Here is a 23,946-nt window from a genome sequence, read left to right as displayed (position 1 = left end):
TTGAGGCTTGACCAAGGGTTAATAAGGGACTTCCAAATAAAAAAGTATTCAACTATTTATTGTAAATCCCTAAATTGTTGACAATAACTTCTCCTCCTCAATCCTACTGGACGAAGTATTGTCAATTTAAATAAATACAACTCTTGGTCTTCGCTAAAGCTATTTACCTAAAATTGTTCTATTTGTTTGGGTCGTTTTTGTCCTTTTTGTCTTTGGGATCTTTTTTAGGTTTTTTAACTTCTTTATTACTTTTTCTTTCTTTCGACATTAGCGTTCTCCAACTAGGTTACTGAGTGAAAGCTTCCACATTCTGCCGTCAGTAAATCAGGAGACAACCTACCTGATATTCTTTGTAAGGCAAAAAAGACAGTATCAAACATAAATACTACCAATTACCATGATACGGTGTTGTTTGCTTATCGTGGTCAATCCAAAATTTAAAATCGTTCGACTGAACGCTCACGACAAATCCAAAATCCAAAATCGTTTGACTATTGCTCCAACAATTTCAACCGTTGCCACCAACGATTGAGGGGATAATAGACCACAGGTGCCCACAGACTACTAAGAATGGCAGAGGCTAGGGCGACACGCTGGTAATATGTCCAAATATCTGTTAGTTTGCGCTCATTCCCTATCAAAGTTAATTGCAACCCAAAGATAGTTTCTGCCAAAACTGCCATCACAAAGACAATTACAGCAATCGAAATAAAGTCTTCTTCAATAAAACGCTGTTTCTGGAGCAAACCAGTTAAAAGTCCCACTATCCCTAAACTGATGGCATGAGTAGGGTTAGGTGATGTCATTGAATCTTGAAGTAGCCCCAGAACTATACCTGCTAAGGCTCCGGCAAACACCGTGCGCTTTACACTCCAAGCTACCACCCAAATTAACAGCCAGTTAGGGCCAATTCCCAATAATTCCATACCTGGCAGGCGGGTTGGCAATAATAGTAAACATAACAGTACAGAACTAGCCGTCACTATGTAACTAAACAGCTGACGAACACCGGGATGCCAACGAGAAAGCGGCTTGATTCGGAATTTCGATTTTCGCTCTGACGATTTTGGCTTTTTCTGCCTGCTAGCACCAAATGCAGGAATCTTCATTTTTCTATGGATTTTCTGGAAGAATTTACTTAGACTTTTGTAGCAGTTGATTTGCTGGCTTTTCGTTTTCTAACTCTTGGTTTTCTGGCTTTGGATAAACTGTTACCCAATCAAGAGAGCGGATTGGTGGAAAAAGCTCAATTTTTGCCACTGATGCCGGAAGTTTCTTTAAATCGAGGGACTTGATTCGTCCTACTGCCAAGCCAGATGGAAATTTCTGACTATAAGTAGACGTGGAAACTAAATCTCCTATCTTGACATTTGGGACTTTTTCATAAAACTCCAGCACAGCTTCAGCAGAAGAATCTCCTCGCAAAACGCCTTTAGCTGACGTGCGGCTAACTGATACACCAACTTGACTTTTCAGGTCACTGATTAACAACACGCGGCTAGTATTGGGAGTTACACTTTCCACCAAACCTACTAATCCACCATCGGCCTTGACTACAAAGCCTTCCTGAATCCCTGTATTCGCACCGCGATTGAGAGTAACTTGTTGCCACCACTGGTCAGCACTCCGTCCTACCACCCTGGCTGGAATTGGCCGTGATGTCAGTGACTCTTTTTCCACATAACCTAATAAATCTTGTAGTTTTGTCTTTTGACTTTCCAAATCTACTATACGGGTTTGCAATTCCAATATCCGGGCATCTCTAATCCGTTCTTCTGGAGTTGGCCCTGACTGCAACATCTCTAACGGACGGGTAATTGCCTGATATGTCTCAAGCACCAATTCACCTTGAGTCTGCCGCAATATCCAAGCACTACCAACTACTAGAGCTAACAACCCGATTTGTAAGCCTTTACGATCCCACCAACGCCGTATTGTAACCATATATACCCTTATCTACTTATAAAATTAAGTTCTATTCGGATTCTCTTTATATAGAACCCAAATAGAACTCAAATAGAACTCAAGTATGATATTTTTTTGTTACATATTGCGAGAGCTTTCTGTAACAACCCGTTCTAACTGTTTGAAGTTCTCTAACACCCGACCTGTTCCCAGCACAACACAGCAGAGAGGGTCGGCGGCAATATGGGTTACAATCCCGGTTTCATGGCTAATTAAAGTATCTATGCCTTTGAGCAAAGCACCACCACCAGCTAACATGATACCTCTGTCAATAATGTCTGCTGCTAGTTCTGGAGGTGTACGTTCCAGTGTCCGCTTCACAGCTTCTATAATTACTGATAGCGGTTCCAACATGCTTTCACGGATTTCTGGGCCTTTTATGGTTACAGTTCGCGGTAGACCAGAAAGCAGGTGTAAGCCGCGGATTTCCATCATGGCATCATTATCATCATGGGTAGGATAGGCAGAACCAAGCCGAATCTTGATATCCTCAGCAGTGCGTTCACCAATGACTAAGTTATGAACCTTCTTAATGTACTGAATGATTGAATCAGTCAGTTCATCCCCAGCAATGCGTACTGATTCGCTAATTACCGTACCCTGAAGACTCAGCACTGCAACTTCTGTTGTACCACCACCAATATCGATAATCATGTTGCCAGTAGGTTCGGCAACCGGTAGTCCTGCACCAATGGCGGCAGCTACAGGTTCATCGATTAAATAAACTTTTCTTGCTCCCGCTTGGTGAGCCGCATCCATCACAGCCCGCCTTTCTACACCTGTGACACCACTGGGAATGCCAATGACAATTCGGGGTAAAATCAGAGATTTGCCTTCATTTACACGCTGAATAAAACTTTTCAGCATCAACTCGGCTATATCGAAATCAGCAATTACACCATCGCGCAAGGGGCGGAGGGCAATCACGTTTCCAGGTGTGCGACCGAGCATTTTTTTGGCTTCTTCTCCTACTGCTAGTGCTACCTTTTCGTTAACATCGATAGCAACTACAGAAGGCTCTTGCAGTACAATTCCTTTACCAGATACATAAACCAGGGTGTTAGCAGTACCGAGGTCGATACCCATATCCCATGATGTGCGAAAGTTCCTAAAAATACCCACGCGTCTTTAAGCCCCCTATGTGCGATACTTCTTGACTACAACGGTAAGAGTAGATTCGATTATGTTTGTATCCTGAGTTCAGCAAACTAAACTATATTTTTATATGATTCCCAGGAATATTTACGATGTCTCAGCCATCTATGTTTTGATATTCTCTGGTTTGCTTAGTATATCCGTATACTTTTATGTGTTTCTCCAAGTAGTTATGTATAATTTTTCAAGTCAACTATATTGTTAACTGTTTAACACATTATTTTCAAGTGTTTCACAATTCGCTATGATAAAAGTCAGAATTCACGAGTACACCTGTACTGAAAGGTAACACGTATGAGTATTAATATTGTCACCCTTGTTGGTCGTGTAGGCGGCGATCCAGATATAAAATATTTTGAGTCTGGTAGTGTGAAGTGTAGATTGACACTAGCTGTAAAAAGGCGATCGCGCAACAGCGATGAACCTGACTGGTTCACCCTAGAATTATGGGATAAAACGGCTGAGGTAGCAGGTAATTATGTGCGTAAAGGCAGCTTAATTGGCATCAAAGGTTCCTTAAAGTTTGACACATGGAGCGATCGCCAAACAGGAGCAAGCCGTTCTACACCAATTATTAGAGTAGACCAACTGGAATTATTAGGTTCTAAGCGAGATGGAGAGGGCGGTGGAGGAGATATGCCTTCAGAACATTTTTAATTAATTGGGGATTGGGAATTGATTTCTGCAACCTGCACACTCGTGACTTCCAGTCATGAGTTAAGCAATCGATATTCTGATACGCTATATACATAGCGAAAACCAAGCTAACAGAACCACGACAACTAAAGATATGGGGTTCTACTGAGAAATGGGTACATTGTGCCGCATCCTTCTAGTAGGTAAAATCTTTAAGGTACTGAGGTTGAACATACTTTTAAGGTAGTTGTTCAAAAGTCGCCGCCGGTGCGTCGGAGACTCATCAAAACGCCTGTGGAGAACCCATAAGACCTGGAGCAATTTAGGCAGGGATCTATGAAGCAGGAATCGCGTGACTTTTAGTCATGCGAGGTTCAATATTAGTCCTTTGTCATTTGTGAAAGCAAAGGACTAATAACTAAGAACTAAGGGATTTCCAATAAATAAATTATCCAAAAAACGAACCACAGAGGCGCACAGAACACTGAGGAATGAGGAGAAGAGAGTTTTTTTCGTCAGTTTTTTGGGTATTTTTTTATTTGGAAGTCCCCTAATAACTAATTTGCAACGTTACTGATGCTTCTACTTCCTGTTCACCACCAACGACAGGAGTTGAAGAATTAGCTAGCTTTGAAGCCTCAGCACGTAAAAACATGGGTGGTGAAGGCGCAGTAGCATTATTAACTTGAATGCTGACTATTTCTTTGGATTTGAAACCCAAGGCGCTGAAAACAGCGTCGGCTTGCTGCTGGGCATCTTGGGTGGCTTCTTTTAATGCTTGTTTTTGAGCAGATGCGATCGCTTCATCATTGGCAACAAAACTAATACCATTAATTTGTGTTGCACCCGCTTTCACTGCATCATCCAATAATGTACCGGCTTTTTCAGTAGGAATTCTAAAACTCACGGTGTTATTGGCAGCATAGCCTGTAATTCGCTGCACATTATTGGTGTAGCTGTAAACTGGATTCAACCGGATACCAGTAGTTTGTAATTTTTCGACATTTTGACTCTTGAGGAACGCAACCACAGCCGATGACTTCCGGGCGGCTTCTTGCTGTACTTCCTCTGCTGTTTTTCCCTGAATCTCTACTCCTAAGCTGACTTGCGCCAAGGTTGTCGGAATCGTTTCAACTCCACGACCACTGACACTAAGGGTTCGCCACAATTTATCTTTTTCTTGCGCCAATGCAGGCAGTGTAAAAGTTGTACATACCAGCAGAGATAAAGACAGTATTTTCCACAAGTTTCCAGATGGAAATTGTGAACCGGGTAAAGCGGCTCTAGTCATAAGATTTGCACTCCTCAAAATATCCACAGATGTCTTTAATAAACGTATATAGCGATCTTTTCGTGGTTGTTGACAGTCAACAGCCACCATAAGTTTTTCACAACTTTAGTGTGATCGCTAGATCCGATTTCTATGTTCTTACTTTGACACTGCGATCGCCAAAAGCTGAAATGGTTACATTTTTTGAAACTAAAAAAATTACACTATTCTTTTTAAGGATTTTGTCACAATGGTCAATTAATTCACCGAGTTTGACTTGCTGCGACTTCCTAAACTGTCTGTAGTCAAGGTTTGCAAAGTTTTCTGATAGCGCTTGATTGAGTAGACGAATGGCAGAAATTAAGTTTTTGAACCTGCCAAAAAAGTCTTTACATATAGATGTTTTTCAGAAACACGTCAGAATCAAAGAGAAGGATTTTCACAGAACCCATGCATTTGTTAGATCCAATCAACTCCTCTTTTCCTCTGCTGGCTACCGCAACAGAAGCCGCAGACAGTTCAATGGTAGTAGCCGCAGTGCTACTCAGCTTAGTAGTCATTTATCTCGCCAGCAAAGTTGGTGGAGAGTTATCAAACCAAGTGGGTTTACCGCCCGTTTTAGGGGAACTAGTAGGTGGTGTAGTAGTAGGTATCTCTGTTTTCCACCTTTTAGTGTTTCCAGAAGGCGGCACAGACAGTTCTAACTCTTTGATCGTGTCCTTCCTGCAAATCACTGCTGGCTTAACGCCTGAAGCCACTCCAGCCGTGTTTGCAGCGCAGTCTGAGGTCATTTCCGTTTTGGCAGAGTTTGGTGCGATCGTTCTGCTGTTTGAAATCGGTTTGGAGTCGAACTTAAAAGACTTAATGGCAGTTGGTGTCCAAGCCTCCGTTGTCGCAGTAGTGGGGGTAGTAGTACCCTTTGCTGCTGGAACTGTGGGATTGATGACTTTATTTGGAATTGCTGCTGTACCCGCAATTTTTGCAGGGGCGGCTTTGACAGCTACTAGTATTGGGATTACTTCCAAAGTACTGTCAGAGTTGGGGCGACTCAATTCTAAAGAAGGGCAGATTATTTTGGGTGCTGCTGTAATTGACGATGTTCTAGGAATCATCGTTTTAGCGGTAGTTGCCAGTTTAGCTAAAGATGGCGTGGTGGATGTCAGCAAAGTCATTTATTTGATTATCAGCGCCACTGGTTTTATTTTGGGAGCAATCCTACTAGGGAATGTTTTCAATAAGTCCTTTGTAGCGATCGCCGATCAGCTCCAAACACGCGGCGAATTGGTAATACCAGCATTCATCTTCGCCCTTGCTATGGCATACCTTGCCGATGTCATCCACTTAGAAGCAATTTTGGGAGCTTTTGCGGCGGGTTTAGTTTTGGAAGAGACGGATAAACGCAAAGAACTGCAAAAGCAAGTCTTTCCCATTGCCGATATGTTAGTGCCAATTTTCTTTGTGACTGTTGGGGCAAAAACCGATTTGGGAGTATTAAACCCAGCAATTCCCGACAATCGAGAAGGTTTAATTATGGCAACTTTCCTGATTACAGTAGCCATTCTCGGTAAAGTAATCACAGGCTTAAGCGTGTTTGGTCAACCGGGAATTAATCGTTTAGCGATCGGTGTGGGGATGATTCCTAGAGGGGAAGTTGGCTTAGTGTTTGCTGGTGTCGGCGCAGCCAGTGGCGCTCTCTCGAAACCATTAGGGGCAGCAATCATTATGATGGTTATCTTGACAACCTTTTTAGCTCCTCCTTTGTTACGATTTGTGTTTCCAGAGCCAAAAACTGTTGATGCAAGCTCAGAGCAACTGGTTTTAGATGGTTCCTCTAGTAACTCGTTGGTAATTGAACCACTTCAGTCTAGGGTGTCAGCATCAAATGATAGTAGCAATTTGGAAGTAACTCCAGATTCTAGCGATCGCTAATCAGAATTCTTGGGTAAATTCTTACTGAGTTTTGAGTAATTTTCTCTCAGAACTCAGCACTCCAAATTCAGTACAATCACCGTATTTTGAAGATTCTGCAATTATAAAGTGGAAACTTCTCTCTCCAAATTTCCGTCCCATCTGATTGTAGAATAATCGTCTGTTTATAATTTCTACCACCATTTGGAATGTTATTTATTTCCAGTCTCCCTTGGCAAGTTAGCCTTTATCTGAATATTTTCCAGGTAGTTAGGAAGTAAAACTCATAAATCTTGCTAGATCGTCTGACAGTAATGGGAATTATCTATTTAGTACATTGATGGCAACAAACAAAAAAAAGTTATCAGTGAACGGTTATCAGTTATTAGTTTTCTAGCTTCCTTGGGAGTTAGAGTTTCTACCTCTAGAGGTGGAAAATTTTACATGGGGATTTAAACCCAATTATGAACCCAGAAACTCATTTGAGGGTGTTTTTATACCGACTTAAAAAATCAAAAACAGGCATTAAAGGTCAAGTTTTAGGTGGTGACAGCGTGATGATTTCCCAATGAATTGAGATATTTATGGCTCCCATGAACGTGAATTAGGAGAAAGAACTGTGAAATTACACTGGTTACTACCCAGCACTATTGGAACTATCTTCATGCTATCGTCGCCAGCAATGGCTGCAAGGCTTGAATCTTGGCGCTTTGATGCCAATCAAAACAGGCTGGAAATTAATACTGTAGGAACAGTTCAACCCCAAGCAAAACTAATTTTTAACCCAACTCGACTGGTAATTGATTTGCCAGGAACAACATTTGGCCGTCCACAAATAACCCAACAGGTGGGCAGTGGAATTCGCTCGATTCGGGTTGGGCAGTTTGATACAGAAACAACACGTATAGTTGTCGAACTGACACCTGGTTATACTTTAGACCCCAAACGAGTCCAATTTATGGGGACAACTGGCGAACGCTGGACGGTGCAATTACCTAGACCAGAATTTGATAGAGTAGCCTCACCTCCTACCTTATCTCCCAGAAGTGCTTATAGTGTTGTTACCCCAGACTCTGAGCCGCAACCCAGTATTACAAGGGTTGCCACTACTACACGAGGGGCAACTCAAATCGAGGGCTTGACAGTAACAGGCGATGGGTTGTTCATCCGTACCAGTGGAGGCAATCCTGGAATTCAGGTAGTTCGCAGCCGCGATGGGGCTAGCATCTTCATAGATGTCTCTGGCGCATCTTTATCACCACGTCTAGCGCAACAGAATAGTATACCTGTTAACAAACATGGTCTTAGCCGTGTCGAATTCACCCAAATCCAAAACCAAACTCCTAGTGTCCGCTTGACTTTGCGGGTAGATAAAAATAGCCCAAATTGGCAAGCAAGTAATAGTAACAGTGGTGGTTTGGTGCTTCTACCTAGTCGTGTTGTCAGATTGCCTGGAAGTAGTAATTCGGACAATCAATCACAACCACCCTCATTACCTAGTAGATTATCTGCTAACAACTCCTTAGCAACCATTGAGTCTGTGCAACTGGCTGATAATGGCAGACAACTGCTCATTAAAGCCAACCAAACTTTATCTGCTACAGGAACCTGGGATAGATCCTCCGGTGTGTTCCGCGTCACAATTACCAATGCCAAGTTAGCGCCCAGAGTTACAGGCCCGACTTTTGCCCCCAATAGCCCCATTCTCCGGGTACGTCTGCAACCTCAAGCAGCCAACACAGTCGTTGTTTTAGTTCAACCAGCCGCCGGAGTGCAACTTGAGCAACCCCAGCAAATCGGCAACGAGCTTTTGGCTATACCAATACAAGGTTCTCGTCGAATTGTCGCCCTTCCCGGAAGAGCCTCCTATGGTTTACCTGGGCTACCGCCGCCAAATCGGGGGCCATTCCCAGACCCAAACAATCCCAATCCCCAGCCGCAATTCCAACCACAGCGCCGAGTTTCCAATGGACGAGTGGTAGTCATTATTGACCCCGGACATGGCGGTAAAGACTCAGGAGCGCTTGGTATTGGGGGGGCACGCGAAAAGGATGTGATCTTGCCGATTGGAAGAAGGCTAGCACAAATTTTGCAGCAAAATGGTGTACAAGTTATTATGACCAGGGATTCTGACTATTTTGTTACTCTTCCTGGAAGAGTGCAATTAGCAGAGCGAGCTAATGCTGATGTGTTTGTTAGTATCCACGCTAATTCAGCAGGTGCGAGTCGTCCCGATGTTAATGGCTTGGAAGTTTATTATTACGACAGTGGTCTTGATCTAGCTCGTGTTGTCCGTAGTAGCATTCTTCAAAGTATTGGTACTCTCAAAGACAGGGGAGTACGACGAGCCAGATTTTATGTCCTCAGAAAAAGTTCTATGCCTTCCATTCTCGTGGAAACGGGTTATATGACTGGTCGAGAGGATATGGCTAGGCTCAGAACCTCAGCTTACCAAAATCAAATGGCAGAAGCAATCGCTCGTGGTGTTCTTCAGTATTTAAAGAGAAGATAAGTAATTTAGTCGAAATTATTGAGTAAATACATCTAATCTTTACCATTGTTCTCCAATTTAGTAGTAAAACAATTTAAGTATTATTGCGGCGGGACAAGAATAGCATCTTTGTTATTGTCATCTGATGCTTTGCAAGTCAAATTTATATAGGCTAATGGATGGCATGGCAAAATTAGAGGAGCGTGCTATATTTTACGCCATTAGCTGTGTCTTAATAACAGCGTAATACTCAAGTGTGTGCGGTGATGGTGTGAGGATTTGCCAATGTGTTGAGATGTTGACGGCTCCCATGAATATGAATCAGGAGAAAAGACTGTGAAATTACGCTGGTTACTATCCAGTACTATTGGAACTATCTTCATGCTATCGTCGCCAGCAATGGCCGCGAAACTTGAATCTTGGCGTTTTGATGTCAATCAAAATAAGCTGGAATTTAATACCGTAGGGAGTGTTCAACCCCAAGCCCAATTAATTTTTAACCCCACTCGTTTGGTAATTGATTTACCAGGAACGACATTTGACCGTCCCCAGCTAACCCAACAGGTAGGTGGTGCAATTCGCGCTATCCGGGTTGGACAGTTTGACGAACAAACGACACGCATAGTCGTTGAACTGACTCCTGGTTATACCTTAGACCCCAAAGGAGTACAATTTGTTGGTAGAACTGGCGATCGCTGGATGGTGCAACTACCTACGCCAGTAGCCGAAAATCTCACCTCAACAAATACTGGTGGGCAACAAGAACAAGCTATAGCAACCGCAACTCCACCGAGAACATCTCCATCAGTGTTCCCCCCAAGAAATATTTACAACGTGGTGACAACACCCCCTGTCAATCCACCTAAAAACGGAATGCTTGCCTCTAGGGTGACTCAAATTGAGAACTTACAAGTCACAGGCGATGGTTTTTTCATCCGTACCAATGGTGGTAATCCTCGGATTCAGGTAAATCGTAGCAACGATCAAAGGGCAATTAACATCGACATTGCCAGCGCCACTTTATCACCAAATCTAGAGCAACGCGATTTGTTAATTAATCGCTTTGGTGTCAGCCGGATTCAGTTCAGCCAACTACAAACAAGCCCATCTGTTGTTCGCATGACTTTACAGGTGGATGAAAATAGTCAAAATTGGCGAGCAACTACTAGCAGTGTTGGTGGTTTTCTGCTTCTGCCCAGTCGTGGCATTGCCCAGTTATCTGGGGGAAATAGTCCACGCCCCATACCATCTAGTACAGCCACTATTGAGTCTGTGCAACTGGGTAATAATGGCACACAACTGCTAATTAGAGCCAACCAAGCTTTATCTGCTACAGGAGGTTGGGATAGAACTTCTGGTTTGTACCGCATTACCATCAACAATGCTCGATTAGCTCCCAAAGTCACAGGCCCAACTTTTAATCCTAATAGCCCTATCCTCCGAGTCCGCCTGCAACCACAAGAATCTAATACTGTCGTCGTCTTGGTTCAACCAGCAGCCGGAGTCCAAATTGGGGAACTCAACCAGGTTGGCGACGAACTTTTGGCACTAGAATTACAAACCTCTGGTAACGTCACACCCCCGATTCTTTTACCTCCTCTATCATCGTCAAGCCAAGGGCAATTCCCAAACCCCATAGATAATCCCCGTCCTATATCCCAACCAAAACCGCGCCCCTCAGTTCCTAGAGGGAAATTACTAGTAGTTATTGACCCAGGACATGGTGGAAAAGACTCAGGCGCTCCCGGTTTAGGTGGACTTTTAGAAAAGGATGTAATTCTGCCTATTGGTAAAAGGGTAGCAGCAATTTTAGAACAACATGGTGTACAAGCAGTACTAACGCGCGATGCTGACTTTTTCGTAGAACTTCAGGGACGGGTAGAAATTGCCCAGCGAGTTAATGCGACTGCCTTTGTCAGTATTCACGCTAATTCTGTTGATAATCGCCCTGATGTCAATGGGTTAGAAGTATATTATTACGATAGCGGTTATGATTTGGCGGAAGTAGTTCGCAACACCATCCTCCAGGACATCGGTACAATCAAAAACCGGGGAACTCGCAAAGCCAGATTCTACGTTCTCCGAAAAAGCTCTATGCCGTCAATTTTAGTAGAAACAGGTTATATGACTGGTCGAGAAGATAATCCTAGATTGGCAACACGAGAATATCAAAATCAGATGGCTGAAGCGATCGCTCGTGGCATCCTAAAATATTTACAGCGTTAATATAGTACAAATTACTATTAAAAGGTGGTATTTAGACTGCTTTGGCGTACAGAATTTAGTGGTCAATTAGCCAATTGTCTGCTAAATTCTGTATTTTAAATCCCAAAACCTAAATTAATATCTGCCTGTGTATTCATCTTCGATCTTTGATGCGAATCTTGACGATTTTTCGGCTCTTGAACCCCAACGTGCCCCAATTGGCATCTTTGACAGTGGTGTAGGTGGATTGACGGTACTGCGCCAACTATATCGGCAACTCCCCAATGAATCAATTGTTTACTTTGGGGATACAGCCCGACTTCCTTATGGAATTCGTTCACAAGCAGAAATTTTACAATTTACGCGCGAAATTATTACCTGGCTACAACAGCAGCAGGTAAAAATGGTAATTATGGCTTGCAACACCAGTTCAGCCCTAGCCCTAGAAACTGTGCGTCAAGAATTCAATATACCCATTTTGGGAGTAATCCTACCGGGTGCAAAAGCTGCGGTGCAGCAAGGAAAGCGCATTGGTGTAATTGCCACTCCAGCTACAGCGAAAAGTAATGCTTATAAGCACGCCATCCTCGAAATTGCTCCTGATGTTCAAGTCTGGCAAGTTGGATGTCCTGAGTTTGTGCCACTCATCGAGCAAAACCGCATTCATGACCCCTACACTGCTGAAGTGGCACGAGCCTACCTGGAACCTTTACTAGAGAAGGAAATTGACACCTTAGTTCACGGCTGTACCCATTATCCCCACCTTACACCAGTATTGCGATCGCTCCTTCCCTCTCAAGTCAAGCTAGTTGACCCAGCCGTTCATGTCGTAGCAGCTTGTGCCCAAGAGTTAGACTTACTAGGCTTAAAAAATACTCACCTCCCACTACCAACCCGCTTCGCTGTTAGCGGTTGTCCACAACAATTTTCTCAGTCAGGAGTGCAGTGGCTAGGCTACACCCCAATGGTTGAAGAGGTTTGCTTCACTGATACCGCCATTTCCCAACTTCAATAAAACTATATAACGCAAATGAGAAGTTAAACCTCGTCTACCTTGAAAACCGTAGTTTTTTTTGTCACAAGGGTAAAGCACAAAACTCAAGCCAAGGCTGATTAATATACCCTCCTTAAAACTCCAGTTTTCAAAATGGACGCGGTTTAGCACAACTTCAAGCCCTGCGTGACTTATGTAAAGGAATAAACCCCAATCCAAAGGCAGTAGCAATCGATACTGAACTTACTTCTGCATCACTTTTTCACTAGCGATAGCCAAAGCAACGTCTTAATGATCGCTTACTATTTAAACAACTAAGTTAGAGGTTTAATGAACTTAAAAGGTACGCAGCGCAGCAGCCTTGCACCCTCCTAAATGTTCAAAAAGAAATGTTAAACTACACTGAGCTTACGAGAATAAGTTGAGAAATAAGGAAGATTGGTAATTGAAGGAGTTTGACAAAGCCATTCCACAAGAAAGTCTTGACATTGTTGAGAAAACCAGAGCTAACTTATTTACTTGGCGTGGTCAATTTTCACCACAGCTTATTGAAGTTATATTAAGCTCATATTGTCTATCTAACTCAGTTATTCTTGATCCTTTTGCGGGTAGTGGAACTGTTTTGCTAGAGGCTAGCATTCTCGCGTTTGAGTCACATGGTTTTGAAATTAACCCAGCAGCCTGCATTCTTAGCAAAACGTATGAATTGATAAATAATTCTCAAAGAAAGGAGGTTATCAAAATAATTAGGACTCTGATAGATAGGGAATTCCCCTTTAGAGTTTTTGAAAATGGTAGCCAAGTACCAAATTTGGTAGAGAAGTTAAGAATGCTCAGGAATGAGTTAGATGAGGAGTCAACAAAAATATTCGATGCTTTGATAATCCTTCTTGATGTTGCAAACAATAAAATTACTAATGAATTTATACAGTATAAATTTGCTGCTTTAGCAAGTGTAATCGAAAAACTTCCTTACTCCGAAAAGAAAATCAGAGTAGGTCTATCTGATGCTCGTACTCTTCCATTGAAAAACGATCAGATAGATTTTGTTGTTACCTCACCACCTTACATAAATGTATTTAACTATCATCAAAACTATCGCAGTTCTGCTGAGATATTAGGATGGGATTTATTAAAGATAGCAAAGTCAGAAATTGGATCTAACCGAGCAAATAGAGGAAACCGCTTTTACACAGTAGTACAATACTGTCTAGATATGGCTGACACTCTAAGGGAGATTTCAAGAGTAACTAAAAATGAGGCTCGGATTGTTTTTGTTGTCGGACACGAATCTAATGTTCTTGGAGTGCCTTTTTACAATGCTGATATTATTGAAAAAATTGGACTAAGAACAAATCTTTTTCATCGAGCTTTGAGACAAAAGAGGGAATTCAAAAATAAATTTGGTAAAATAATTAGAGAAGATTTAATTAATTTTGTCAACTTAAATAATGATTTTCATAAGGAAAAAATTGAGCAAATTGCAAGAGAAGTAGCATTTGATGTACTGAAAAGTGGTCTTTCTTTAGTCTCATCTAAAAATATTGAATTTTTAGAAGATGCAATTGACAAAGTTCAAGATATTGGAAGAACACCAACTTTAGATAAAAGATTTCATATCTATCAATCTCATCAATCTACTCAATTAGTCAGCCTTAAATATTCACAGTCAGTTCAACCTATGCCTGAACTTTCTCGCCCTCATTACACGAAGTTAACTGCATGTCTTAATAACCGTCGTCTACCTGAAGCTGATAAAGAGCGGGTAAAAGAAGCTGTTAGAAAGTATCACGAGTGGATTGCTGAGTTAGAAACAATTGAGCGTGGTCAAACAGATACAGTAGAGAAGTTAGTCGAAGCTACTAACCGATATAAACGTTTTATTGAACTTGACCTAATATTTGATAGTTCAGATAACTTTTTGTATAGACAGAAGGGGCAGTTAAAGCTAGATAATACTGTCCTGGAAGAATTTTTGCCACAAGTAGTTTTCCGTAGTTTGCGAGGAATAGATGATTCTTTCGAGTTAGGCCCAAGAAATACCTTCTCTGGACTTAGTTTTCTATCTTCTCTTGGAAATCTCGGTCAAGGTGGTGAACCAAGCATTAGAACTAAAGATCAGGATTTTATACTTGGAAAAAGGTTATATTTAAAGTCATCCTTTGATCGAGAGTTTAAAGACTACAAGTTAATTGAATCACATCTTGGATATGTTTGTGCGGAATGCAAAACAAATTTAGATAAAACTATGTTTCAAGAAGCAGTAGCAACAAGTAGAGATTTAAAGATAGCTGTTCCTGGATCTTTATATTTTCTGATTTGTGAATTTCTTGATATGACACCAATTTCAATAATTTCAACTCAAATTGATGATGTTTTAATTGTGCGGAAAACTAAGCGGATGTCTTCTAATATTCGACAAGAGTATAGAACACCGGAGGAAAGGCAACTTCACAGACAGGAATATGTAGACTTTTTGGATTCTTCTAAGTACTACCCTGACGTATTTCAAAGGATGATTGATAAGATTCAAGTTCTAATTGACGATACAAGTCCATCAATGGAAAATGTTTTAGACCAAGGGCATTTCTAATGTTGTTTCTATTTTTTTGCAGAAAAACCAGGGGTTTCGAGCTATACGAGGTTTATACCCATTCTTTGTGAAACTGTATAGAATCAAGTTTGGTAAGTTAAGGCGCAAAATCCCCTTGTTCGGGAGCAACCTTAGATGTAATAGATATTAGAAGTTAAAAGTTTTGAATTAATAACTCCTAACTCCTAACTCCTAACTCCTCACTCCCCACTTCTCACTACTGACTATTAACTGATATCTCCTGCTTGTGTTTTCCTTCGGTAGAGGAAGGGAAACTTGTAGGAATAGTGTTTGTACCCGTTCGTTTCGCCAGTGCTAATAACAGGTAGACTGTGAACAAATATCCAGACGCTAAAATAAAAATCATCATAGGTATACTTCCGTAAATCATTGTTCTACTAGCACCTTTTCAAACGAATATAAAATTCCATAAAATTAGTAGAACCTCAGCCAACCAAGTACATTTTTGGTTACTGTAGTTTCATATAGTAAAATTACCTATAGAGAAAAAATCCTCTACGGACAAAGAACTCAATTGTCTAATGAGACTTATTACAGACCATAGATACCACAGCAGTTATATTGCCACTTAGCAATCTAAAACTACGATTCTCAGAGGTTTATTGATCTGTGTTATTTTTACTCACACTGCTGTGAAAAGAGCAATGCTTGCGCTCAACGTGCGCTGAAGACGTGTAGCGACTTCCCATAGGGATATCACATAGCTCCAAACCAGGAGTTTTGCATATCGCAGGAAAAATCAAAGGAATTATTTCCTTAATCTTAAGCTACGAGTAATTATTTTAGACTCACATTACCGATGCAGTAAAATCACTTAGTAAGTGACTTACTTTTGGGGCGTGAATATCTGAAAAATTTAAAATTCCTATATTCTAGCGTAACACAACGAACCTGAATTTGAAGCCCATTCGACTGCTAAATTTCAAATTTTTTGAACAGTTACACTATCAGTTCTGAAGAAATTTGGTTTTATCCATTGGCAACTTCATTTAAAGTACATCTATTTTGTCAATAAGTAATATTGCTTTAATTTTGCTTTGAACTGTGGCGGTAAATGTATACTGGGAAACTACTTGATACAATTTAAGCTGATATTTATTCACGTATACTGAGAAGTCATATCTTAAGTTAGTTTAAAACATGATTTTCTCCAAAATTAAGCATTATTGCTTATTGACAAAAGTATCATCAACCTTAATTGTCACCGATAGACTCATGATAATGGGATTAACTTATGAAAACTTTGCGCTGGCACAGGGTTATCTTAAAATGAGTGTAGGATATGTAAACTTTCGTAACCTAAGTCAGAGTCCGCCCATCCATGACCCCAGCCACCTCCCTGTTTACCCCTGTGGAAGCAGACCTGCGACTACTAGCAGATAACCTAAAACAGCTAGTTGGAAATCGCCACCCCATTTTGTTTGCAGCAGCCGAACATTTATTCGGAGCCGGGGGAAAGCGTATCAGACCAGCAATTGTCCTGCTAATATCGCGGGCAACAATGTTAGAGCAAGATATTACACCACGTCATCGCCGGCTAGCTGAGATTACAGAAATGATTCACACAGCAAGCTTGGTACATGACGATGTGGTAGATGAATCAGACGTGCGGCGAGGCGTTCCTACCGTTCATAGTTTGTTCGGTAATCGCATTGCCATATTAGCAGGAGATTTTCTTTTTGCCCAATCTTCCTGGTATTTAGCAAACTTGGATAACTTGGAGGTGGTGAAACTCCTCTCAGAAGTAATTATGGATCTGGCTACTGGGGAGATCCAGCAGGGATTAAATCGTTTTGATGCTGGTACTTCGATTGAAACTTACCTCCAGAAGAGTTATTACAAAACAGCTTCGTTAATCGCCAACAGTTCTAAAGCTGCTGGGTTACTTAGTGAAGTTTCGCGGGAAACTGTTGAGCATCTGTATAGCTACGGTCGTCATTTTGGCATAGCATTTCAAATTGTTGACGACATTCTAGATTTCACAAGTACAACAGATACCTTGGGCAAACCAGTGGGGTCTGATCTGAAAAGTGGTAATCTGACTGCACCAGTTTTATTTGCTTTAGCAGAAAAACCATCCTTGGAAGCGCTGATTGATCGAGAGTTTGCTCAAGAAGGGGATTTAGAGCAAGCACTAGCACTAATTCAAGATAGTCAAGGCATACAGCAGGCGCGAGAGTTAGCTGGTCATCATGCGAAGTTAGCAATTGAACATCTTGCAGTTCTTCCACCCTCAGAATCTCACCAGGCATTGATTAACATAGCTGAGTACACACTGAGTCGTCTCTATTAAATTAGTTATCAGTTATTAGGTACAAAATGGGGCTTTAGATGCCAAGTTGAACCTGCCAGATGTTCTTAGGTGGGTAAATTTGGCTCAATAGTCAGCTAAATTTTGAAAAATGTTCACTGATAACTATTTGTTAATCAATTTTAGATTATGCAGAAAATTAAGCCGATCGCCTGGTTCTTTAAAGAACTAAAAAGGTAGTCATTGGGATTAATTTCTTTTCATCAAAAACTTTTTTAAAAGAATTTGAGATTTAAAATTTGGGATGTGGGATTGTATCTAAAAAATCCCGCATCCCAGATTTTTCTATGCAATATCAGGGGGTATCTGTTTAGGCGATCGCGGTTGTCGTAACTGATGCTGCATACGTTTCTCTAGATCGGTTCGCCGAATTTCAACGGTATGAGTGGTCTTACCCGGCGTTTCCAAAAAAACGATACTATCTACGGGTTCTAATGCCACCAATTGGAACAAAATATGGGTGACAGGAGTAATTTTAGCTAGCATTTGAGGGTCAAGCCCAGCAGGGGAAAATAGAGAGACATCCTGTATGGTAGGGAAAGCGTAAATAACTCGCTTTTCCAATCCTGGATTAGTAAGATTGCTCAAAGTAGTTAAAACCCAGCTTGCCTCTGAATTTTGGAGAATATAGTACTGGGGGTGACGTAATTTTTGAGCGATCGCTCTAAGAGCAGGAGCAATTGCTGAAATCAGATTTGGTGTTATACCATCGCGGGGTGCATTGTCAATCAGCAATTGAATTTGTGTTTCTAAATCCATAATGACTTGTATACGGCTCTTGGGTAATGGCAATAACATCTATCAAAGTGTGAACAATCCCATCCAAGTTGGGAATAATAAAATCAGCCACATTCTCAATATAGAATTGGTCTGCGTTTAGCTTATACGTAAAACTCAAAAAGCCAATACCCACAGTCGTACAGGTTGTATTTAAATACTTAGGGTCTTTTGAAAACTGAGACTATGAATTCAGCCGCAACCGTAACTATTCCATCTGCAAATATTCTGGGAGAAAATTCTAAAGGCGTGGAGGCGATCTTTCAACTCCTGTCCAACGAGTTTCAACAATCGACCAAAGCTTCGGAACAGAACTGCCACGATGTAGCAAGACGTATTACTACCGAAGTCTATCGGATTTGCCATGAGAGCAAACGTATTCAAGCTTCTGGAACTGTAGAAAGCTCGGCGCTCACCCTGGCTCGGCATCGGCTGCAACAGTGTCTCAGGTACTATCAGTTGGGTTCAAATCGGGGCAGGGTAGAATTACACAGCACTTTGAGTGCAATTATTTATCGATATATTAATCCGCCTCAGAAGCAATTGAGTTATCAAGGGCGACTGACTATAATTGAAGATTTTTTACAAAGTTTTTATCTAGAAGCATTAAACGCTTTCCGCCGAGAAAATCAACTAGGTGCTACTTATCGCCCTCAGACGCTTCTAGAATTGTCCGAGTACATGGCATTTAGCGAACGCTACGGCAAGCGACGCATTCCTTTACCAGGCCGTCAGCAGCAGTTAATTATTTTGCGGGCGCAAACTTTTTCTCAACAACAGCCCCCAGAAACCAGTGTAGATATAGAACAAGCCGCAGAAGGCAGCAATAATGAAGGCGATGGTTCTTGGGAAGAACCAGCAGTGCATCAGTTACGCTCCACAATGGCAACGCAAGCCGAACCCGAACCTGAAGAAGATACGTTGCGTTCTGTTGTGGTTACAGAATTAATGAATTATCTCGAAGAACGGCAACAATCTGACTGTGCTGATTACTTTTCCCTCCGCCTCCAAGATTTATCAGCCCAGGAAATTGAGTCGGTTTTAGGTTTAACCCCTCGCCAGAGAGATTACTTACAGCAGCGCTTCAAGTATCATTTAATTAGGTTTGCATTGTTACACCGTTGGGAATTAGTTCACGAGTGGCTAGAAGCTTCTTTACACACCAATTTGGGTTTAACTCCCCAGCAATGGCAAGTATACACAGCACAGCTGGACAATAAGCAACGGTCTTTATTAGAGTTGAAGCAACAAGGACAAGCCGATGAGAAAATCGCCAAAACTTTAGGGCTGTCAATGGCACAACTTCAAAAACGCTGGTTTAAGATTCTTGAGCAAGCTTGGGAAATTCGTAACTCATTAGTGTCCGGATCAGGTGCATCTACTCATGAATAGTGACTCAGAATCCTCACAATACTGGTATCTCAGTTGGTTATTGGCAGATGATGTCAAAAATAACGAGCAATCAGTACAATGTGAGGAAAATGACGGGGTAAAAAAACTCCTCAATGAAGCTACTGCTTCAAAAAGCAGTGAGCCAAAATTGGGAGAAAACCCCCAAACCCTTCAATTGGGAGAAATTCCTACTGTGCAAGATCGTTTTCAAGCTGTTATTAAACGTCGGTTACTAATCCAAGTCCAAGATCACCCACCTTTATTTCCCTGGGAAACACAATTAATCGACTATCCCGATTTTGTGGAAGAGCCGTCAATGACGCTCGTTCCTAGCTGGGGGTGGATGGTGCAACAGTCGAAGCTGAATCTGCCACGTCCTTTACCGGAGAGAGTTTTCCAGCAACTGCTGGAACAATGTCAGGCGTTGGTGACATCTTCAATACCTCTGGGAGCAAAATTAGTTCAAGTGGTGGAGAACTTTTTTCCCAACGAGCCTCAAGCATTAAATGATATGGCTGGACTGGTGCTAAGAAGCACCTATCGTTCTGCAAGTACTCTGGAGACAATGCCAAGTATTCAGAGCGATTACTCAGATTTACAACCGCGTCAACAGATGGCTTTGTCGTTGATGGCGGCTAAACAATTGCTGGAAAATCTTACTCTACCACTTTCAGCAACCAGTCCAGTGGTAGAAAGACAATGGTTAACCACTGTCGGTAATTTGAACATCAGAGTAGAGTACCAGTCTGTAGGTAAACTTACGAAGTTACTTGTTCAGGCTGAGTTACCTGTTAAAGGGACTTTGATCCTTCGGGGAAGTGGCACTTTAGCAATGGCAACATCTTCGACTCCAGGATGCTTAAGTGTAGAGTTAGGTTGTGAGCAACTTAACCCAACTTATACTTTGGAAGTTGAGTTTCCAGAAATCGACGAACAGCCGCTTTTGTTTGTCATTAATCCCACTGTATAACTTTAACTACTACTACTAGTACGTAATGCGGAACATCTTAAGGTAAATATTGCCTTGGGGCTTTTTTATTCTCTACATACTACTAGCAACAGGGTGCTTCCTTATACTTAAGGCTTGGTTGAAGTTAACCAGTGGGTGTAGATTCACCCTCCATTCCATAATTGATTTTTTTCGTGGTTACTCGTCTGTCTACCCGGTTACTAACAAAACCTGGGGAATGAGTGAGTTTATTGTGTTGTGCTGATTTTACCTTTGTTTTACTAAGCTACCAATTTTTCACAACGAATTTATTTGTTTGTGTTGTTTTTTTATACAAAATTTATGTTTTGACGTTCGCGGAGCGTGCCGGAGGCATTACCGCAGAGGCGCAGAGAACGCAGAGAGAAGAAAGAAATGTGATGCTATTGATGAGTCGGCGAATGTAGAAATCCCAGGCTCTGGCGTTGGTAGTTTGGGGTACTTCGTTTTGTAAAAATAGGCGCTAAACCTCGATAGATGCATGAAGGCAGGATAATATAGCGGTTCTCAGTTGAGTAGGTACTTAACCCCACCCCCCTCTCCCCGCAAGCGAGGAGCAGGGTGGTTTCATACGAAAAAAGAAAAATACATAAGTCTTGATTTCCCGTTTTGCAGCGTGGCTTTTTACCCCTCTCCAAACCTCTCCCCGTTGGCGTTAGCCTGTCGTCAGACAAGCGGAGAGAGGCTTTGAAACTCAGTTTTTCTCTGCTTGTATGAAACCACCCTGCTCTCCCCGCAAGCGAGGAGGGGGCTATGATGTAACTCATGTGATTAAGAAACGCTATAAAGCTTCTTCTAACGGGAATACTTTAAAGTAGGGCGAAGAGTTTCGTCCTCGGTATTGTTTCCGTGGCATCTATATTTAGACTCGAAATGCTCAACTTATCCAGGATGAATCGGTTTTGGCGTGTCCCTGTAGGTAATTTCTGGCGGCAAAATTTACAGCGATCGCCTTTAATAGAGGTAGAAGATTCAATTTCCTTGCGATCGCTGGTGCTAGCGTTAGTTATTTTAGGAATTGTAGCGACGGATATTGCTGCGGAAACTTCATTCAGTTTTTGGGCGTTACCCCTGAGTTTAGTTGGTGCGGTTTGGAGTCACTATCGTCGCCGTGATGCCAATGTTGCAATTAAATTCTGCATTGCTATCGGTATGTTAATAGCACTGGGTGCTTTCTTTGGGCGGTTAGTGGGAGAGTTGAATGATACACGGTTGGGTTTAGCGGAGTTATTAATTCAACTCCAGGTGTTGCATAGCTTTGATACACCCCGCCGGAAAGATTTAGGTTATTCCATTGTTATAGGACTGATTTTATTGGGTGTCGCGGCAACCCTAAGTCAGACTTTAGCATTTGCACCTGTGTTGCTGTTATTTTTAGCGATCGCTCTGCCAACTTTAGTATTGGATTATCGCTCACGCTTGGGTTTGCAGCCATTAAAAGCTCAAAAGGAAAAACTCAACAATAAAAATTCCTCAACTCTTAATTTTAAATTTTTAATTCTAACTTTTTTGCTAATTGTCGGTCTAGGACTGGCAATTTTTGCTGTTTTACCCAGATTCCCTGGCTATCAGTTACGGAATTTTCCTGTAAGTTCTCCTATCGAGTTAAAAGGTAATTTTACAGGTAGTAGGATCATTAATCCCGGTTATGTCCGTCAAGGTAATGGTAGTAATCAAGGTAATGGTAGCGGTGGTACAGGACAAAGCAAAACTGGTCAACCGGGGAAAGTAGATAATAACTTTTATTACGGTTTTAATAGCCAGATTAATCAAAACTTACGCGGCGAGATGAAACCTAAAGTTGTGATGCGGGTGCGATCGCAAGCTGAGGGTTTTTGGCGAGTATTAGGATTTGATCGTTATACAGGTAAGGGATGGGAAGTCTCACGAAATGAAAATGTTATGACTATGAGGCGAGCGCCTTGGTCTTACCAAATTTTCTTGAATCCACCTGTGATGACTGGTAAAACCCAAGAGATAGTCCAAACTTATACAGTGGTGGACGATTTGCCTAACTTAATTCCGGCGATGGCTTATCCTAAAGAGATTTACTTTCCCACACCACTGATTGCAGTTGATACAGAAAATGGATTGCGATCGCCTGTGGAATTATCACAAGGACTCACTTACACAGTAATTTCTGAAGTACCATACCGCGATCGCACTTTATTAGGTGAAGCTTCTACTAATTATCCCCAACAGATTAAGAAGCATTATCTGCAAATTCCTCCCGAAATTGCCGAAAAAGTCCGACAACGTACCGAAGAAATTCTTGCTGACTACAATCGGGAAGGGGTATCAAAGTCTTCTAAAAGCTTGGATTCACCTTATGAAAAAGCTCTCTACTTAGCTCAATATCTAAAGCAACGCTACTCTCTTCCCCAAAATCCCTTAGATTTGCCTTATTTGGGAGAAAAAGATGACTTAGTAGAATCTTTTTTATTCAAATATAAAGGTGGTTATCCAGATCACTTCTCAACAGTTCTCGCGGTGATGTTACGTTCCATTGGTATCCCAGCGCGGTTAGTCGCAGGGTTTAGTGCAGGAGAATTTAATCCATTTACAGGGCTATATGTTGTCCGTAATACTGACGCTTATGCGATGACGGAAGTATATTTTCCCAAATATGGCTGGTTTGCATTTGATCCCATTCCCAATCATCCCCTCATCCCTCTATCAGTAGAAGATACCCAGACTTTTAGTGTGTTGCGCCAGTTATGGCACTGGGTTGCTGGATGGCTACCATCTCCAGTGACAGGTTTGTTGAATAATGTATTTGAGACAATATTTAGGTGGGTGATTAGAGCGATCGCTTGGTTCTTAGCTTTATTCTCTCAAGGTTGGTTTGGTGTATTAACTGGCTTAATTTTGACAACTACGGCAGCTTTCTTCGGTTGGCTAGGTTGGGGTCAGTGGCGAGAGTGGCGTAACCGTCGATGGTTAAAGAAATTGCCAGCAATGGAAAGCCTTTATCAACAAATGCTGCAATGGACAAGCCAAAAAGGTTTAGGTAAACATCCAGCACAAACACCTTTAGAGTATGCCAGAGGATCGTACCAGCATCATGCCCCAGCAACTGCTGAGGTCATAGATGAGATTAGCCAAGCCTATGTTGGCTGGCGTTATGGTGGTCATACGCCTAACTTGAAGCGACTGCGAGAGAGATGGCAAGAACTGAAAAAGGCTGGTAAGACTAACAAGTAACCCAAGTTGCGGGTTATCAACTGATGTGTGTTTGTT

15 protein-coding genes are annotated in these 23,946 nt (G+C 41.8%); 10 read left to right on the top strand and 5 right to left on the bottom strand.

The window, feature by feature from the left end; translation table 11 throughout:
• Positions 1-491: 491 nt before the first annotated feature.
• The 3 genes from mreD to V7K98_RS14085 form a co-directional block, all read right to left on the bottom strand.
• Positions 492-1,109 (bottom strand): rod shape-determining protein MreD, encoded by a 618-nt coding sequence (gene mreD, locus V7K98_RS14095; protein WP_335022744.1) that lies wholly within the window; start codon positions 1,107-1,109, stop codon positions 492-494.
• Positions 1,110-1,134: 25 nt separating this feature from the next.
• Entirely contained in the window at positions 1,135-1,944 is an 810-nt protein-coding gene (gene mreC / locus V7K98_RS14090) for a rod shape-determining protein MreC (RefSeq protein WP_335022742.1), read from the bottom strand.
• 99 nt (positions 1,945-2,043) lie between these two features.
• The gene (locus tag V7K98_RS14085) at positions 2,044-3,051 is read right to left on the bottom strand and encodes a rod shape-determining protein (protein WP_094330992.1); all 1,008 of its coding nucleotides are present in this window, start codon (positions 3,049-3,051) and stop codon (positions 2,044-2,046) included.
• 363 nt (positions 3,052-3,414) lie between these two features.
• Between V7K98_RS14085 and V7K98_RS14080 the strand changes: the two genes are divergently transcribed.
• Positions 3,415-3,777: a single-stranded DNA-binding protein gene (locus V7K98_RS14080; protein WP_335022740.1), complete on the top strand. Its 363-nt coding sequence runs from the start codon at positions 3,415-3,417 to the stop codon at positions 3,775-3,777.
• A 529-nt stretch (positions 3,778-4,306) separates the two neighbouring features.
• Here the strand turns inward: V7K98_RS14080 and V7K98_RS14075 are convergent.
• Positions 4,307-5,047: an SIMPL domain-containing protein gene (locus V7K98_RS14075; protein ID WP_335022842.1), complete on the bottom strand. Its 741-nt coding sequence runs from the start codon at positions 5,045-5,047 to the stop codon at positions 4,307-4,309.
• A 429-nt stretch (positions 5,048-5,476) separates the two neighbouring features.
• Between V7K98_RS14075 and V7K98_RS14070 the strand changes: the two genes are divergently transcribed.
• From V7K98_RS14070 to sds, 6 genes are all read left to right on the top strand, one after another.
• A complete protein-coding gene (locus V7K98_RS14070) occupies positions 5,477-6,955 on the top strand; it encodes a cation:proton antiporter (protein WP_335022738.1) in 1,479 nt (492 codons plus the stop codon).
• Positions 6,956-7,553: 598 nt separating this feature from the next.
• Positions 7,554-9,446 carry an N-acetylmuramoyl-L-alanine amidase gene (locus tag V7K98_RS14065; RefSeq protein ID WP_335022736.1) on the top strand — a complete coding sequence of 631 codons (1,893 nt, stop codon included), beginning with the start codon at positions 7,554-7,556 and terminating at the stop codon, positions 9,444-9,446.
• A 315-nt stretch (positions 9,447-9,761) separates the two neighbouring features.
• Positions 9,762-11,651 carry an N-acetylmuramoyl-L-alanine amidase gene (locus tag V7K98_RS14060; protein WP_335022734.1) on the top strand — a complete coding sequence of 630 codons (1,890 nt, stop codon included), beginning with the start codon at positions 9,762-9,764 and terminating at the stop codon, positions 11,649-11,651.
• Positions 11,652-11,778: 127 nt separating this feature from the next.
• Positions 11,779-12,645, top strand: a complete 867-nt coding sequence (gene murI / locus V7K98_RS14055; RefSeq protein ID WP_335022732.1) for a glutamate racemase — start codon at positions 11,779-11,781, stop codon at positions 12,643-12,645.
• 424 nt (positions 12,646-13,069) lie between these two features.
• Positions 13,070-15,217, top strand: a complete 2,148-nt coding sequence (locus V7K98_RS14050; protein ID WP_335022729.1) for a Bpu10I family restriction endonuclease — start codon at positions 13,070-13,072, stop codon at positions 15,215-15,217.
• 1,342 nt (positions 15,218-16,559) lie between these two features.
• The gene (sds, locus tag V7K98_RS14045; protein ID WP_335022727.1) at positions 16,560-17,531 is read left to right on the top strand and encodes a solanesyl diphosphate synthase; all 972 of its coding nucleotides are present in this window, start codon (positions 16,560-16,562) and stop codon (positions 17,529-17,531) included.
• 303 nt (positions 17,532-17,834) lie between these two features.
• Here the strand turns inward: sds and V7K98_RS14040 are convergent, their stop codons facing one another.
• Complete coding sequence (locus V7K98_RS14040; protein WP_335022726.1) at positions 17,835-18,308, bottom strand: hypothetical protein; 474 nt, start codon at positions 18,306-18,308, stop codon at positions 17,835-17,837.
• Positions 18,309-18,512: 204 nt separating this feature from the next.
• Between V7K98_RS14040 and hetZ the strand changes: the two genes are divergently transcribed.
• The 3 genes from hetZ (at position 18,513) to V7K98_RS14025 (ending at position 23,910) form a co-directional block, all read left to right on the top strand.
• On the top strand, positions 18,513-19,718 hold the full coding sequence (hetZ, locus tag V7K98_RS14035) for a heterocyst differentiation protein HetZ (protein ID WP_335022724.1): 1,206 nt from the start codon (positions 18,513-18,515) through the stop codon (positions 19,716-19,718).
• The gene (locus tag V7K98_RS14030) at positions 19,711-20,688 is read left to right on the top strand and encodes a PatU (protein ID WP_335022722.1); all 978 of its coding nucleotides are present in this window, start codon (positions 19,711-19,713) and stop codon (positions 20,686-20,688) included. Before hetZ ends, V7K98_RS14030 begins: the two co-directional genes overlap by 8 nt.
• Positions 20,689-21,597: 909 nt before the next feature.
• Positions 21,598-23,910, top strand: coding sequence for a transglutaminase TgpA family protein (locus tag V7K98_RS14025; protein WP_335022840.1), 2,313 nt, complete (start codon positions 21,598-21,600; stop codon positions 23,908-23,910).
• The last annotated feature ends 36 nt before the right edge of the window (positions 23,911-23,946 follow it).

This window comes from Nostoc sp., assembly GCF_036917435.1.
In the GTDB taxonomy this organism is placed as follows: Bacteria; Cyanobacteriota; Cyanobacteriia; order Cyanobacteriales; family Nostocaceae; genus Nostoc.
Note: the sequence above shows the minus strand (reverse complement) of the source record. Positions and strands in the feature narration are given on the sequence as shown.

What these genes read in the sequence shown, in the direction of transcription:
- mreD (WP_335022744.1), bottom strand. Translation starts at nt 1,109, where the DNA reads ATGAAGATTCCTGCATTTGGTGCTAGCAGGCAGAAAAAGCCAAAATCG.
- mreC (WP_335022742.1), bottom strand. Translation starts at nt 1,944, where the DNA reads ATGGTTACAATACGGCGTTGGTGGGATCGTAAAGGCTTACAAATCGGG.
- V7K98_RS14085 (WP_094330992.1), bottom strand. Translation starts at nt 3,051, where the DNA reads ATGGGTATCGACCTCGGTACTGCTAACACCCTGGTTTATGTATCTGGT.
- V7K98_RS14080 (WP_335022740.1), top strand. Translation starts at nt 3,415, where the DNA reads ATGAGTATTAATATTGTCACCCTTGTTGGTCGTGTAGGCGGCGATCCA.
- V7K98_RS14075 (WP_335022842.1), bottom strand. Translation starts at nt 5,047, where the DNA reads ATGACTAGAGCCGCTTTACCCGGTTCACAATTTCCATCTGGAAACTTG.
- V7K98_RS14070 (WP_335022738.1), top strand. Translation starts at nt 5,477, where the DNA reads ATGCATTTGTTAGATCCAATCAACTCCTCTTTTCCTCTGCTGGCTACC.
- sds (WP_335022727.1), top strand. Translation starts at nt 16,560, where the DNA reads ATGACCCCAGCCACCTCCCTGTTTACCCCTGTGGAAGCAGACCTGCGA.
- V7K98_RS14040 (WP_335022726.1), bottom strand. Translation starts at nt 18,308, where the DNA reads ATGGATTTAGAAACACAAATTCAATTGCTGATTGACAATGCACCCCGC.
- hetZ (WP_335022724.1), top strand. Translation starts at nt 18,513, where the DNA reads ATGAATTCAGCCGCAACCGTAACTATTCCATCTGCAAATATTCTGGGA.
- V7K98_RS14030 (WP_335022722.1), top strand. Translation starts at nt 19,711, where the DNA reads ATGAATAGTGACTCAGAATCCTCACAATACTGGTATCTCAGTTGGTTA.
- V7K98_RS14025 (WP_335022840.1), top strand. Translation starts at nt 21,598, where the DNA reads ATGAATCGGTTTTGGCGTGTCCCTGTAGGTAATTTCTGGCGGCAAAAT.